The organism is Streptomyces sp. NBC_00090, assembly GCF_045160815.1.
Lineage (GTDB): Bacteria > Actinomycetota > Actinomycetes > Streptomycetales > Streptomycetaceae > Streptomyces.
Window position 1 is genome coordinate 1,269,005 of record NZ_CP108224.1, and the last position, 13,487, is coordinate 1,282,491.

General features: G+C 72.2%; 13 protein-coding genes and 1 pseudogene. 6 read left to right on the plus strand and 8 right to left on the minus strand.

Annotation, left to right across the window (positions count from 1 at the left end):
- Nucleotides 1–51: 51 nt before the first annotated feature.
- Both OG361_RS05505 and OG361_RS05510 read left to right on the plus strand, forming a co-directional pair.
- Entirely contained in the window at nucleotides 52–1,197 is a 1,146-nt protein-coding gene (locus OG361_RS05505; RefSeq protein ID WP_405852157.1) for a hypothetical protein, read from the plus strand.
- 89 nt (nucleotides 1,198–1,286) lie between these two features.
- Nucleotides 1,287–2,657, plus strand: coding sequence for an MFS transporter (locus OG361_RS05510; protein ID WP_405852158.1), 1,371 nt, complete (start codon nucleotides 1,287–1,289; stop codon nucleotides 2,655–2,657).
- On the opposite strand, the gene OG361_RS05515 is transcribed toward OG361_RS05510, so the two are convergent.
- Both OG361_RS05515 and OG361_RS05520 read right to left on the minus strand, forming a co-directional pair.
- On the minus strand, nucleotides 2,619–3,464 hold the full coding sequence (locus OG361_RS05515; protein ID WP_405852159.1) for a spermidine synthase: 846 nt from the start codon (nucleotides 3,462–3,464) through the stop codon (nucleotides 2,619–2,621). The two genes, OG361_RS05510 and OG361_RS05515, sit on opposite strands and share 39 nt — an antisense overlap.
- A 125-nt stretch (nucleotides 3,465–3,589) precedes the next feature.
- Nucleotides 3,590–4,291, minus strand: a complete 702-nt coding sequence (locus OG361_RS05520) for a DNA alkylation repair protein (RefSeq protein ID WP_405852160.1) — start codon at nucleotides 4,289–4,291, stop codon at nucleotides 3,590–3,592.
- Nucleotides 4,292–4,439: 148 nt separating this feature from the next.
- Here OG361_RS05520 and OG361_RS05525 point away from each other — a divergent pair, with 148 nt between their 5' ends.
- Nucleotides 4,440–5,255, plus strand: coding sequence for a TVP38/TMEM64 family protein (locus tag OG361_RS05525; RefSeq protein WP_405852161.1), 816 nt, complete (start codon nucleotides 4,440–4,442; stop codon nucleotides 5,253–5,255).
- Between the two features lie 4 nt (nucleotides 5,256–5,259).
- Here the strand turns inward: OG361_RS05525 and OG361_RS05530 are convergent, their stop codons facing one another.
- Nucleotides 5,260–6,429 (minus strand): thiolase family protein, encoded by a 1,170-nt coding sequence (locus tag OG361_RS05530; protein ID WP_405852163.1) that lies wholly within the window; start codon nucleotides 6,427–6,429, stop codon nucleotides 5,260–5,262.
- A 103-nt stretch (nucleotides 6,430–6,532) separates the two neighbouring features.
- Here OG361_RS05530 and OG361_RS05535 point away from each other — a divergent pair.
- Nucleotides 6,533–6,982, plus strand: a pseudogene (locus OG361_RS05535) (winged helix-turn-helix transcriptional regulator); the annotation flags it as partial.
- A gap of 189 nt (nucleotides 6,983–7,171) precedes the next feature.
- Entirely contained in the window at nucleotides 7,172–8,047 is an 876-nt protein-coding gene (locus OG361_RS05540; RefSeq protein WP_405852165.1) for an undecaprenyl-diphosphate phosphatase, read from the plus strand.
- 120 nt (nucleotides 8,048–8,167) lie between these two features.
- Here OG361_RS05540 and OG361_RS05545 read toward each other — a convergent pair whose 3' ends face one another.
- From OG361_RS05545 to OG361_RS05565, 5 genes are all read right to left on the minus strand, one after another.
- Nucleotides 8,168–8,476: a hypothetical protein gene (locus tag OG361_RS05545; RefSeq protein WP_405852166.1), complete on the minus strand. Its 309-nt coding sequence runs from the start codon at nucleotides 8,474–8,476 to the stop codon at nucleotides 8,168–8,170.
- 4 nt (nucleotides 8,477–8,480) lie between these two features.
- On the minus strand, nucleotides 8,481–9,398 hold the full coding sequence (locus OG361_RS05550; RefSeq protein WP_405852167.1) for a RimK family alpha-L-glutamate ligase: 918 nt from the start codon (nucleotides 9,396–9,398) through the stop codon (nucleotides 8,481–8,483).
- Nucleotides 9,395–10,231, minus strand: a complete 837-nt coding sequence (locus OG361_RS05555; RefSeq protein ID WP_405852168.1) for a hypothetical protein — start codon at nucleotides 10,229–10,231, stop codon at nucleotides 9,395–9,397. The genes OG361_RS05550 and OG361_RS05555 overlap by 4 nt, the downstream gene beginning before the upstream one ends.
- Complete coding sequence (locus tag OG361_RS05560) at nucleotides 10,228–12,084, minus strand: M6 family metalloprotease domain-containing protein (protein ID WP_405852170.1); 1,857 nt, start codon at nucleotides 12,082–12,084, stop codon at nucleotides 10,228–10,230. Before OG361_RS05560 ends, OG361_RS05555 begins: the two co-directional genes overlap by 4 nt.
- Before the next feature lie 204 nt (nucleotides 12,085–12,288).
- Nucleotides 12,289–12,882, minus strand: coding sequence for a flavin reductase family protein (locus OG361_RS05565; RefSeq protein WP_384566829.1), 594 nt, complete (start codon nucleotides 12,880–12,882; stop codon nucleotides 12,289–12,291).
- Nucleotides 12,883–12,961: 79 nt separating this feature from the next.
- On the opposite strand from OG361_RS05565, the gene OG361_RS05570 reads away from it, so the two are divergent.
- On the plus strand, nucleotides 12,962–13,405 hold the full coding sequence (locus tag OG361_RS05570; RefSeq protein ID WP_405852172.1) for a nuclear transport factor 2 family protein: 444 nt from the start codon (nucleotides 12,962–12,964) through the stop codon (nucleotides 13,403–13,405).
- The last annotated feature ends 82 nt before the right edge of the window (nucleotides 13,406–13,487 follow it).

Here is a 13,487-nt window from a genome sequence, read left to right on the forward strand (position 1 = left end):
GGCCATCCCTCTCGTGGTCCGGCCGCCCCCGCACCTCTATGGTTACTGGCCATGTGGCCAGGACAGCAGCCGCCCGGGGGCGAGCAGAACCCGCAGGACCAGAGTCAGAACCCCTACCAGCAGTCGGGGTACCAGCAGCCGAACCCGTATCAGCAGCCGCCTGCCCAGCCCGGGTACCCGCAGCCGCCGACGCAGCCCGGCCATCCGCAGCAGCCCGCGCAGCCGGGCTACCCGCAGCAGGGGTACGGCCAGCAGGCCCATCCCCAGCAGCCGGGATACGGACAGCCGAACCCGTACCAGCAGCCGACCGTGCCGCAGTACGCGGTGCCGGGGCAGGGACAGATGCCGGGACAGCCCGGTGCGCCCGGTCCCGACGGCGGGAAGAAGAAGCAGACGACCCTCGTGGCGATCGTCGCCGCGACCGCCGTCGTCGTCGCGGCGGGCGTCACCGGCTTCCTGGTCCTCTCCAAGGACGACGAGAAGACGCCGAACGCCGACGACAAGAAGCCCTCCGTGTCGGCCCCGGCCTCCGGTCAGCCGTCGGCGGGCACCGAGTCCTCCGCACCGCCCCTCGACAACCCGCGTGACGGTGCCGCCCAGCAGCCGACGATCCCCGGCTGGAAGGTCGTCCACAACCCCAAGTACGGCACCCTCTTCGACGTACCGCCCGAGTGGCAGGTGCTGAAGCCCGGGATGATCACCGCCTTCGAGGACGAGAAGAAGAACGACGGCACCCCGCTCATGACCATGACCAGCCCCACCCGCCTCAAGAGCGAGTGGTGCACCTACGACGTCGACAAGAACGGCACCCAGGAGACCTGGGGGCTGAGCACCGCCGGCACCAAGGGCGGCCAGGGCGCGAAGAACACGTCGGACGCCGCGTACGGCGAGGCCGGTTCATGGGTGTGGGGCGGCTACGCGCAGCACATGCCCAAGAACACCATCAAGATCACCAAGGCCGTGCCGTACACGACGAAGTCCGGGCTGACCGGCAGCATGTCGACCGCCACGGCGCCGGGCGTCAAGAAGCGCAACAAGTGCGAGTCGGACGGCAAGTCGATCGCCTTCACCTTCAAGAACGCCAAGGGCGACTTCACGACCTGGGTGCTCTACGGGGCCGACGGCGTCAAGGACGAGGTGCCGGACGCCACCATCCGGCAGATCCTCTCCACGGTCAGGCTCACCTCCGCTTCCTGACCCGGCCGGCGGACGGAGCGCCGTGGAGCGTTCCTCACCGTCCGGATATCGGTTTGGCAGGAGGGGGAGGCGGCAGGGATAGTCCCGGGGTGACGAAACCCGCCGCCTCCCCCCGCCGCACCCCCCTCGGCTCCCGCCGCCCCGAATGGGCGGGCCGCAACTACGTCCTGCTGACCGCCGCCACGATCGTGACCAACCTCGGCGCGCACGGCGCGCTGATCGCCACCACGTGGGCCGTCTTCGAGACCGGGGGCAGCGCCGGCGACGTGGGGCTCGTGGCGATGGCGCGGTTCCTGCCGCTCGTCCTCTTCCTGCTCATCGGCGGCGCGGTGGCGGACCGGATACCCCGCCACCGCGTGATGGTCGCCGCCAACGCCCTCAACTGCGTCTCGCAGGCCGTCTTCGCGGTCCTCGTCCTCTCGGGCGAGGCACGGATCTGGCAGATGATGGTGCTCACCGCGCTCTGCGGCACCGGCCAGGCCTTCTTCAACCCGGCGGCCGAGGGCATGCTGATGAGCAGCGTCAGCGGCGAACAGGCCGGCCGGGCGTTCGCCGTCTACCGGATGGCCATGCACGGCGCCGGTATCGGCGGAGCCGCGCTCGGCGGTGCGCTGGTCGCCTTCGTCGGTCCCGGCTGGGTCCTCGCGATCGACGCGCTCGCGTTCGCCGTCGCGGGCGGACTGCGCGCCTTCCTCGATCTGAGCGGCACCCCGGAGCGCGCCCCTGGCGGCGGACTCTTCGCCGATCTCCGGGAGGGCTGGCAGGAGTTCATCGGCCGGCCGTGGCTCTGGTCGATCGTCGCCCAGTTCTCGGTGGTCGTCGGCCTGATCGGCGCGGTCGAGTCGGTGTTCGGGCCGCTGGTCGCCCGGGACCAGCTGGGCGGCGCCCGGCCCTGGGGCATCGCGCTCGCCGCGTACGGGGTGGGCACGGTCGCTGGCGCCGTTCTGATGACCCGGTGGAAGCCGCGCCGGATGCTGTTCGTCGGAACGCTCTGCGTCTTCCCCATCGCGCTGCCCTCGGCCGCGCTCGCCGTGCCGCTGGACGCGGTGGGCCTCACGATCGCGATGTTCGTCAGCGGTGTGGCGATCGAGGTCTTCGGCGTCTCGTGGATGACGACGATGCACCAGGAGATCCCGGAGGAGAAGCTGTCCCGGGTCTCCGCCTACGACTGGTTCGGTTCGACCGCCCTGCTGCCGCTGACCACGGCGCTGGCGGGCCCCGCCGAGAGCGCCTTCGGCCGGAACGAGGCGCTGTGGGGAGCCGCGGCCCTGATGGTGCTCGTCACGGCGCTGGTCCTGCTGGTGCCGGACGTACGGAACATGACCCGCCGTCCGCACACGAAGGCGGTCGCGGGCGGGCCGCCCGCATCCACCGCGGCCGATGTCTCGGTCGATGCCTCGGCGGACGCTTCGACGGCGGGCTCAGCCGATGCCGAAGGCACCCTCCGGCGGAACGGGTGACGGTACGGCTCCGGCGTCCAGGACCGGCTCCGCGTCCCCGGTGAACCGGTCGAGGGTCTCCCCGTGCTCCACGCGCGCGGGGAAGGCGTCCGCGGCGGCCCGCCGCGCGAGGTGGGCGATGTCGATCTCCCGGCCGGAGGCGACCAGGACCGCGTTCCCGAAGCGGCGGCCGCGCAGCACGGCCGGTTCGGCGACGAGGGCCAGCTCCGGGAAGACGGCGGCGAAGGTGGCGAGCTGGGAGCGGAGGAACGCGAAGGGCGCGCCGTCGGCGAGGTTGGCGGCGTAGAGCCCGCCGGGCCGCAGGACGCGCCGGACCTCCCGGGCGTACTCGACGGAGGTGAGGTGCGCGGGTACGCGCGAGCCGCCGAAGACGTCGCCGACGATGAGATCGGCCGAGCCGTCGGGCGCGGCCTCCAGCCAGAGCCGGGCGTCCGCGCCGTGCACGGTGGTGCCCGAACCCTCGGGCAGCGGCAGGTGCTCGGCGACGAGGGCGAGCAGCTCCCGGTCCGCCTCGACCACGTCCTGGCGCGAACCGGGGCGGGTGACGGCGACGTACCGGGGCAGGGAGAGCGCCCCGCCGCCCAGGTGCAGGACGTCCAGGGGCTCGCCCTCGGCTGCCGCGCCGTCGACGACATGGGCGAGCCGGCGCGCGTACTCGAACTCCAGGTACGCCGGATCGTCCAGGTCGACGTAGGACTGGGGGGCGCCGTCGACCGTCAGGAGCCAGGCGCGCTCCCGGTCCACGTCGGGCATGAGGCGCGCGGTGCCCTGGTCGACCTCGCGGATGACGGGGATGTGCTCGTTCACACCCTCATTGTGCGGTGCGTCGGGTAGGGGCCGTCAGTCGGCCCATACGGCGGCCACCGCCTCGGCGTGGGCCACGGCCTGGGCGCGCCCGGCGCGGGCCGCGGCGGGCCGGCGGCCGGGGTGGGTCAGAGGTTCTTGAGGGCCTCGCGGACGGAGAGCGGGGAGAGCACGGAGGCGTTCGCGGCCACGAAGGCGCGCACCTCGCCGGGCGCGGTCTTCCCGTACTCGCGCAGGCTCCAGCCGATCGCCTTGCGGACGAAGAAGTCGGGGTGGTCGGCGCGGCGCAGGCAGTGGGCGAAGAGCCGGTCGGCGTCGGTGTCCTCCTTGAAGCGGAGCTGGTGGAGGAGCGCGGTGCGCGCCACCCACAGGTCCTCGTCCTCGATCCACTCGTCCATGCGGGCCCCGAGGGAGCGGTCGGCCGCGACGAGGCCGCCGACGACGTGGGCGGCGAGGTGGTCGACCGTGTCCCACCAGGAGACGGTGGTGACGAGCCGGCGGGCGACGGGGAGGAAGCCGGAGGAGCAGCGCTTCACATGGCGGCGGAGGTAGTCGACGGCGAAGTAGTGGTACTCCCGCTCGGGCAGGGCGAAACAGCGCAGGGCGACGGCGGCGCAGTCGTCCTCGTCGGGGCGCGGGATGCCGTCGAGGACGGTGCGGGACAGGGCGCGGCGCTCGGGGGTGCGGACTCCGAGGAACGGGGCGACGCCCTTCATGTACGCGACCATCTCCTGGGCCCGGAAGGGGTTCCCCGCTGCGGGGTAGAGGGTCGTGAGCCGGTCCAGGACGGTGTCGGCGAGGGCGCTGTCGGGCGGCGCGGTCTCGGTCATGGTGCCCTCTCGGTCACGGCGCGCTCCGGGCTCTGGGGTCTGTCCGGCGGATCAGGGCCGGACGGGCCCTGGCCCGGACAGACCCTGGACCGGACGGACATGACGCGCATTACGGCGATCATACGGACGCGTCCGTTACTCTCCCCGAATGCTCGCTCCCGCGCCCCGGCCGCCGGGCTCCCTCGCCGTCCGCTGTTCCCGGACCCTTCTCTCGCCCCGCTCGCGGCTCTCGATGCTCGCCCTGCTGCTGCTCACCGCGGCGGGGCTCGTGCTGCTGTACGAACCCCAGCGACTGCTGTCCTCGGGGTGGCCGCCGCAGACGAGCGGCGCGGGAGCGGTCCTGCTCTTCGGTCTCGCGTACGGCGTGTGCACGGCGGCGTTCGTACCGCGCCCGGTGCTCAATCTGGCGGCGGGGGCGCTGTTCGGCACCGCCGCCGGTCTGACGGCGGCGGTGGCGGGAACGGTGCTCGGCGCCGGAATCGCCTTCACCCTCGGCCGGGTCCTGGGGCAGGACGCGCTCCGGCCGCTGGTGCGGGGCCGCTGGCTGACGGCGGCGGACGGCCAGCTGAGCCGGCACGGCTTCCGCTCGATGCTGGCGATCCGGCTCTTCCCCGGGGTCCCGTTCGCGGCGGCCAACTACTGTGCGGCGGTCTCCCGCATGGGGTACGTGCCGTTCCTCCTCGCGACGGCGATCGGCACGGTCCCGAACACGGCGGCGTACGTGGTCGCGGGCGCCCAGGCCGGTTCACCGGGGTCACCGGCCTTCCTCTTCTCCGCCGGGTTCATCGTCCTGTCGGGCCTCGGCGCGGCGGTGGTGGCCTGGCGCAAGCGTCACGACCTGCGGGCCCCGGTCGCGGACGTGGACGCGGCCGTGGCCGTGGCCCCGGAGGCGGACGTGGCCCCGGACGCGGCTCCGGGTGCGGTTCCCGCTCCCGGGCGGGAGCCGGTCGGTACCGCCCCCTAGGGGGTCAGAGCGCCTCGACGATCATCGCGTTGGCCAGGCCGCCCGCCTCGCACATCGCCTGGAGGCCGTAGCGGGCGCCCCGGGCCCGCAGGGCGTGGACGAGGGTCGTCGTGAGGCGCGTACCGCTGGCGCCGAGCGGGTGGCCGAGGGCGATGGCCCCGCCGTGGACGTTGACCCTGGCCGGGTCGGCGCCGGTCTCCTGCTGCCAGGCGAGCACGACGCTCGCGAAGGCCTCGTTGATCTCGAACAGGTCGATGTCGGCGAGGGAGAGCCCGGCTCGGCGGAGCACCTTCTCGGTGGCGGGGATGACGCCGGTGAGCATCAGCAGCGGGTCGGATCCGGTGACGGCGAAGCTGTGCAGCCGGGCGAGGGGCCGCAGGCCGAGGCTCCGGGCGGTGTCGGCCGCCATGACGAGCACGGCGGAGGCTCCGTCGTTGACGGGGCTGCTGTTCCCCGCGGTGACGGACCAGTCGATCTGCGGGAAACGGTCGGCGAAGCCGGGGTCCTCGAAGGCGGGCCGGAGACCGGCGAGGATCTCGGGGGTGGTCGTCGGGCGCACCGACTCGTCGCGGTCGACCCGCTCGTACGGGACGACCTCGGCGTCGAAGAGTCCGGACGCCCAGGCCCTGGCCGCCCTGGCGTGCGAGCCGGCGGCGAACTCGTCCATGGCCTCGCGGCCGATCGACCACTTGGCGGCGATCAGCTCGGCGCTGACGCCCTGCGGGACGAGCCCCTCGGGGTAGCGCTCGGCGACGCCGGGTCCGAAGGGGTCGGCGCCGGGCGGCACGTTCGACCACATCGGGACCCTGCTCATGGACTCGACCCCGCAGGCGACGACGATGTCGTACGCCCCGGAGAGCACGCCCTGGGCGGCGAAGTGGACGGCCTGCTGGGAGGAGCCGCACTGCCGGTCGACGGTGGTGGCGGGCACGGACTCGGGGAATCCGGCGCCGAGCCAGGCGTAGCGGGTGGTGTTCATGGCCTGCTCGCCGACCTGGTCGACCGTTCCGCCGATCACGTCGTCGACGAGGGCGGGGTCGACGCCGCTGCGTTCGATCAGGGCGCGCAGGGTGTGCGAGAGGAGGGCGACGGGGTGGACATGGGACAGGGCTCCTCCTGCCTTGCCCTTTCCCATCGGGGTACGGACGGCTTCGACGATGACGGCGTCACGCATGACAGGCTCCTGGGTTGGAAAACTGGACCAACACTCGTCGGTAACATATCCCAGCGAGTTGGATTTTCAAACCCTCGATCTCCCCCTGCCCTAGGCTGACCCCATGAAGGCCGCCCCCCGCCCCTGCTCGATCGCCGACACCCTCGTCCTCGTCGGCGAGAAGTACGCGCTGCTCGTCCTCCGCGAGGTCTCCCTCGGCGTGCACCGCTTCGACCGGATCGCCCGCAACACCGGTGCGCCGCGCGACATCCTCACCGCACGCCTCAAGCGGCTGGTCGAGGCGGGGATCCTGGAACGGGTGCCGTACAGCGAGCGCCCGCGGCGCTTCGAGTACCGGGCGACGGCCGCAGGCGAGGAGCTCCAGCCGGTCCTCGTGACCCTGATGGCGTGGGGCGACCGCCACCTCAACGAGAACGACCGTCCCGTCGTCCTGGAACACGACTGCGGCGAGATCCTCAGTCCCCGCCTCATCTGCGCCCACTGCGGCGGCGAGGCCGACCGGCAGAGCCTCAGCGCGCACGTCCGGGCACCGGGATGGACGACGGCGGGCCCTGAGCCGGACGGGGAGCGGGAGGCGGAGCGGGAGGCGGAGCGGGAGGCGGAGCGGGAGGCGGAGCCGGACGGGGAGGCGAACCCGGGGGCGAACCCTCGCGCGACCTGATCACCGGGCCGTCACTTTGGGACGGTACGCTGCGCACGACCTGATGACCGCACACGTACATAACGGGACGGCTTTAGCCCCATGAGTTGGTTCGAATCGTTCATCCTCGGACTCGTGCAGGGGCTCACGGAGTTCCTTCCCATCTCGTCCAGCGCGCACCTGCGCCTCACCGCGGCCTTCGCCGGCTGGGAGGACCCGGGCGCGGCCTTCACCGCGATCACCCAGATCGGCACGGAGGCGGCCGTCCTGATCTATTTCCGCAAGGACATCGCGCGGATCGTCTCGGCCTGGTTCCGCTCCCTCACCGACAAGGCGATGCGCTCCGACCACGACGCCCAGATGGGCTGGCTGGTGATCGTCGGTTCGATCCCGATCGGTGTCCTCGGCGTCACGTTCAAGGACCAGATCGAGGGCCCCTTCCGCGATCTGCGGCTGATCGCCACCACGCTGATCGTCATGGGCATCGTCCTCGGCGTCGCGGACCGGCTGGCCGCCCGTGACGAGGCCGGCGGCCGCCACCGGGTGGTCCGCGAGCGCAAGACGCTCAAGGAACTCTCCGTGAAGGACGGCCTGATCTTCGGCTTCTGCCAGGCGATGGCGCTGATCCCGGGCGTCTCACGCTCGGGCGCGACGATCTCCGGCGGTCTGCTCATGGGGTACACGCGCGAGGCGGCCGCCCGCTACTCGTTCCTGCTCGCGATCCCGGCGGTCCTCGCCTCCGGGGTCTTCGAGCTGAAGGACGCGGGCGAAGGGGGGCACGTCTCCTGGGGCCCGACGATCTTCGCCACGATCATCGCCTTCGCCGTCGGTTACGCGGTGATCGCCTGGTTCATGAAGTTCATCACCACCAAGAGCTTCATGCCCTTCGTGATCTACCGCATCCTGCTCGGCATCCTCCTCTTCATCCTGGTCGGCACGGACGTCCTGAGCCCGCACGCGGGCGAGTCCGCGGGCTGACGAGGCCGCCACACCCAGCACCCTCCAGCGCATTCGGAGACCGAATGAAGGGCCCGCACAGCATTGGCTGTGCGGGCCCTTCCGATGGGAGCCCGGCGAGGACCGACACCCCGTAACCGGTCAGAGCCGCTCGACCCGGAAGTCGCCGGTGGCCGGGTGGGGTTCCGCCAGGATGTCGCCCGAGGAGCCCAGTCTCGCCCGGAGGTGGAAGGTCGCCCCGACCACCACGTCCCGGAGGAGCTCGCGCCGGACGCCGAGACTCAGCCGGGAGCCCGTGAGGTTGGGGGAGATCAGGTCGGCCATGCCCGGTACGGGGAGGGAGGCGAGTACCTGGCAGGTGGCGAGGTCCCACTCGTCGAGCCGTGGGTGGGCGGTCCGGGCGACGAGCCGGAGGGTGAGTGCGGTGAGGTTCTCGACGGCCTGGACCACGTGTTCACACCCCCACGGGAGCCGCGGCCCGGCGGCCGTCGAGGTAGGCGACGAGCGCCGAGGAGATGGGCAGGCCGGTGTGCGCCTCGTAGTAGCTGTAGGCCGGCATGGGATTGACCTCGAAGCACACCCACGCGCCGTCGGGTGTGCGGCGCAGGTCGATGCCCGCGAGCGGCAGGCCGAGCGAGGCCGCGAGCTCCACGCAGCGCCGGGCCGTGTCCGGGGGCAGGTCGTGCGCGGCGAGCCGGGCGGACTCCCCGCTCTGCTCGGCGTAGCGGTAGTCGATCGCGTCGCTGTCGACGGCCGCGGCGTAGGTGTCCTCGCCGACGACGTGGACGCGTACGTCCTGGCCCGGCACGTAGGCCTGGAACTGCGTCGGGAGCCCGCGGACGAGAGCGAGGCGGCTCTCGTCGGCGTCGGTGAACTCCCTGACGATGGAGCGGATGCCGCTGACCGACTTGTAGACGATCCGGCCGTGCCGGGCGCGGAACGCGAGGATCTCGTCAGGGTCGTCGCTGACCAGGGTCTCCGGTACGGCGAAGCCGGAGCGCCCGATGAGCTGGGCCTGGTACGGCTTGGAGGAGTTGGACTCCATGGCGCGGGGCCGGCTGACCACGACGGCCGGGGTCGTGTCGAGCCAGCCGACGAACCACTCCTGGAACGCCGCCGCCCGCGCCCGGGCCGCCGGGTCCCCGTCGGCGGGCGGCTCCAGCGGGCGGGCGTACACGGCCGACACGTCACCGAGCAGGACCCGCATCCCCTCGACGGTCACCTGGGCGTCCAGTTCGTCCGTTCCGACGACGAGGTCGTACCGGGCGGTGCGGGCCTGGTCGATCACCAGGTGCCGCAGGTCGGCGTCGCGTGCGGCGCTGATCGCGCGGGTGAGGGGCGGGTCGTCCGTACGGCCGAAGAACAGGATCACTCGGGCCTCCTCGTGGGCTGTTCCGCGACGGCCACCATGAAGGAGGCGGTGGCCTCGACGTGCAGCGGGTCGTCCAGGCGCGGGCACAGGTGCACGTCCGTCACGACGGCGCCGGTCGCGCGGGGCGCGAACCGGAGCTCGAAGTGCCGTGTGCCGAGCGCGTCGGCGAGGCGTTTGCAGCGCTCGCCGTGGTCACCGGCGCGGGGACCGATGACGCGGTCCCCAGCGACGAGCAGGCTGTCGTGGTACGCCGCCGGCGCCGCCGGCAGCACGTCGACCGGGACCGGTGATCCGGGGCCGCCCGGCCACGCGAGGCGCGGCACGTGCCGTTCCCCGGGGGCGGGCCGGCCCACCAGGCCGCCGCGCGTCGCCCCGCCCCGCCGGGCCACCGGCAGGCCGCACTGCTCGGCGTGGACGAGGGCCGTCGTCCGGGAGACGGTCCCGTGGGCAGTTCCGTACGCGCTGATCAGGCCGATCACCCGGGGCGCGAGGGAGAGCAGCCAGCTGGCGACCAGGGCCTGCCGCTCGCTGTGCGTGTACAGGGCGTCCTTGGCACGGGGGCCGTTCTCGGCGCCCGCGGCGGGCGGCAGGCCCGGCAGGCGGTGCAGCACCGCGCCGATGGTCCGGTCGTCGAGCACCCGCCCGGTGGGCAGGGTGATCCGGGTGGACGCCTCTCCCCCACCGTTCACCCGGTGGCTCCACCGGGCGCGGGCGAGGTCGGCGGGCGTGAGGGTCAGGACATCTCCGTGGCCGCCCCGGGGCGACAGCGCGCGGGCCACCGCCGCCGCGCCGCCGTCGCCGGGTGCGGCCAGGAGCAGGAGCGTTCCGCTCACTGCGGGGGGAGGCTGTCGTACGACCGCTTGGCCTGCGCGTCGCCGGCCTCGACGGCCTCCCGCAGCGCGTCGGCGCCCGATCCGTACTGCGGCCCGCCGATCAGGTCGGGCCGCAGTTCGGTGCCGATGAACGGCTCGGCGGGGTCGCCCGCGCCGCCGGCCCCGCCCAGGGTCTGCTCCAGCGCGGCGAGCCGGGTCTGCAGGTCCACGATGGCGGCGGCGGTGGGGTCGCCCTCCCCGCCCGTCGACCGCGTCAGCACGTCCGGAGGGTTGTCCCAGTCGTCCTTGATCTCCTTGTACGGCGTCTTGTTCTCCCGCCGCTCCTTGAGGTCCTTGTGCTCCTTGAACGGCTCCTTGGACTTCACGTCCACGTCCTTGCGGTGGTCCAGGAGGTCCTTCACCTCCTTGGACGGTTCCTTCGCCTCCTTGAACGGTTCCTTGATCTCCTTGCGCTCCTTGATCTCCTTGATCTCCTTGATCGGGGCCTTTCCGCAGGAGACCGCCACGGAGGCCGTCATGGTGGCCGCCGACGGCGAGATCCGGGTGACGGAGACACAGGAACCGGCGCCCGCGTGGGACTTCGAGTCGGGTGCGCTGGAGGAGGTGAACGTGGTGTTGCCGCTGCTTCCGGGGTACGGATCGCCGTCGTCGCCACGGTTCTGGTTCAGTTCGAGGTTGCGCTTGTTGTCGGCCTGCACCAGGCCGACCTTGTAGTGGTTCTCGTCCTTGTTGTTCGGCTGGTTCTCGTCGATGTGCCAGATCAGCAGCCCGTCTCCCGGCAGCGAGGCGTCGTAACCGGTCCGCTGGCGGTTCTCGAGGAGGAAGTACTCGCTGCCGCCCGCGCCGTTCTTCCAGAGCCGGTGGACGGTGCGGCTGGATTTGACGTCCGGGAAGGACTCATCGCCGCTGGTGGTGATGACCTTGGTCGTGGCCCAGCCCTGATTGACCTTGCACCAGGCGGACGGGTGGGTGGGGATGTCTCCGCCTCCGCCCCAGGAGCCGGCTCCCATCAGGCACCACGATCCGACGCCCTCGGAGCTGTTGTCCGTGTCGTAGAGGTCGGGGAAGCCGAAGAGCAGATGTCCGAGTTCGTGCGCGCAGACGCCGATCTTCGCGTCTTCGGAGATGGTCAGATAGCCGTAGACCTTGGTGCCGTCGGTCTGGTGCACGGCGGGCAGGGTCGACTTGTGCGACCAGATGTGGTTCGGGTTTCCGGTCTCGTCGGCTGCGGGCCCGGCGTGCACCACGATGAAGGCGTCGACGAAGCCGTTCCCGTCGTTGTCGAACGGCGCGAAGTTCACGCTCGGGTCCGCGGCCTCCACGGCGGACTTCGCCATCGCCGGTGACCGGAACGGCCCGCTGGGCTGGGCGACGCCGTAGTTGCCGGCCGCGTACCAGTCCATGGTCTCGGGCATGCGGTACGGGCCGTGGACATCGCCGACGAGGTCCACCAGGCCGTTCGTGACCTCGCGGTAGTACTCGCGCACGCTGCCGTGCGGCATCGCGCCGAGCGAGAAGAACAGCTTGTCGAGGTCCGCCGCCGTCTTCGTCATCGGCTTGTCCGAGAAGTCGACCAGGACGACGACCGCCCTGATGGTGCCGCGCAGCGGCGCCCGGTCGGCCGCCGCCGCGCTGATGGTGGCGCGGGAGGTCCCCGGCGGAAACTCCTCCGGCGGGAAGATCGTTCCGTCGTCGAAGCCCAGGGGTGTGGGCGTGCTCGTGAAGCCCAGCAGGTTCGTGAGCTCGCCCGGACCACCGCGTACTTGGTCGAGTTCGTCCAGCATGCGCCGGCGCAGTTCCGGGCTGGGGGCGACGGCGCAGAACGAGGAAGAGACGGCGGCACGGTCGGCCATGTCGACTCCATGGAGTGATGAAGTGTCGCTTACCGTAGTCACGGTAGCCGTCGCCGGTTACGGGGGCGCGCTGGACGAACCAGCCATCGACATATGCGCTCTCCTGGGCGGCGCGCGCGGCGCACAAGAAAGGGCCAATGTGCGCCGTCGCGCCTCCACGCGGGCGAGTCCGCGGGCTGATGCCCCGGCCGCCCGGTCGGGCCGTCAGGCCCGGTAGGGCACGCGGGCGATCTCCTTGATGCCGCCCGGCGTGCCCCACTCGTTCTTGCCGAGCCGGGTCAGCGGGCGCATCAGCGCCATCTCCGGATGGCCGTCGACCATGACCGACTCGTCGACCGCGGCGTGCACGACCCGGCCGAAGACGACCGTCGAGTCACCGATCCGCACCGTGCTGTGCAGCTCGCACTCGAGCGCCACCGGCGACTGGGCCACGCGCGGCGGCTTCACCCGCAGGCTCGGCTCCCGCTCGACGCCGCAGGCCTCGAACTCGCTCACCCCGCGCGGGAAGTCGGTCGCCGTCGCGTTGATCTGCTCGAAGAGGCCTTCGGGGGCGAGGTTGACGACGAACTCCCCCGTCTCCTCCACGTTGCGCAGCGAGTCCTTGCGCCCGACCGATGTGAACTGGACGACCGGCGGCACGACCGAGGCGATGGTGAAGAAGGAGTGCGGGGCGAGGTTGTCCGTCCCGTCGGCCGACGACGTCGACACCCAGGCGATCGGCCGGGGCACGACGGTGGCTGTGAGCAGCCGGTAGAAGGAGGTGCGGTCGGTCTGTTCGGGATCGATGTTCACGCGCATGCCGGACAGTATGACCGCGGCTCCGAACTCCCCGCGCACGCCCCTTGGCCCCACGCGCCGACTGCCCGAGACTGAACCGATGACGCAGCGTGTGGACCTCGCGACCGTGATGGACCGACTCGCCGTCGACGACCTGATCACGGGGTACGCGGCGGCCGTGGACGACGCCGACTGGACCGCCTACCGGGCCCTGTTCGCCCCGGACGGCCGGGCCGACTACCGGGGCTCGGGCGGGATCGAGGGCCCCGCCGCCGAGGTGGCCGACTGGCTCGCCGAGACCATGACCCTCTTCCCCGTACGCCAGCACCTCATCGTGAACCGACGGGTCCTCTTCCGGGAACGGAGCGGGTATCCGGAGGCGGGCGACGGAGCGGACGTCCGCGCCGACTACGTGAACCCGATGCGCTTCGCCTCCGGCGAGGACTTCGTCTGCGGAGGACGCTACGCCTTCGCCGCGCTGCGCACCGCCGACGGCTGGCGGCTCCGCTCGGTCGTCGTCGAGGAACGGTGGCGCCGGCACTGAAACGGCGAGCCCGGCCCGGCCGGCGGCCCCACCGTGCCGCGCCGGGCTCCGTCCCGCCCGACACTGAAGGCAGGGACGGGAG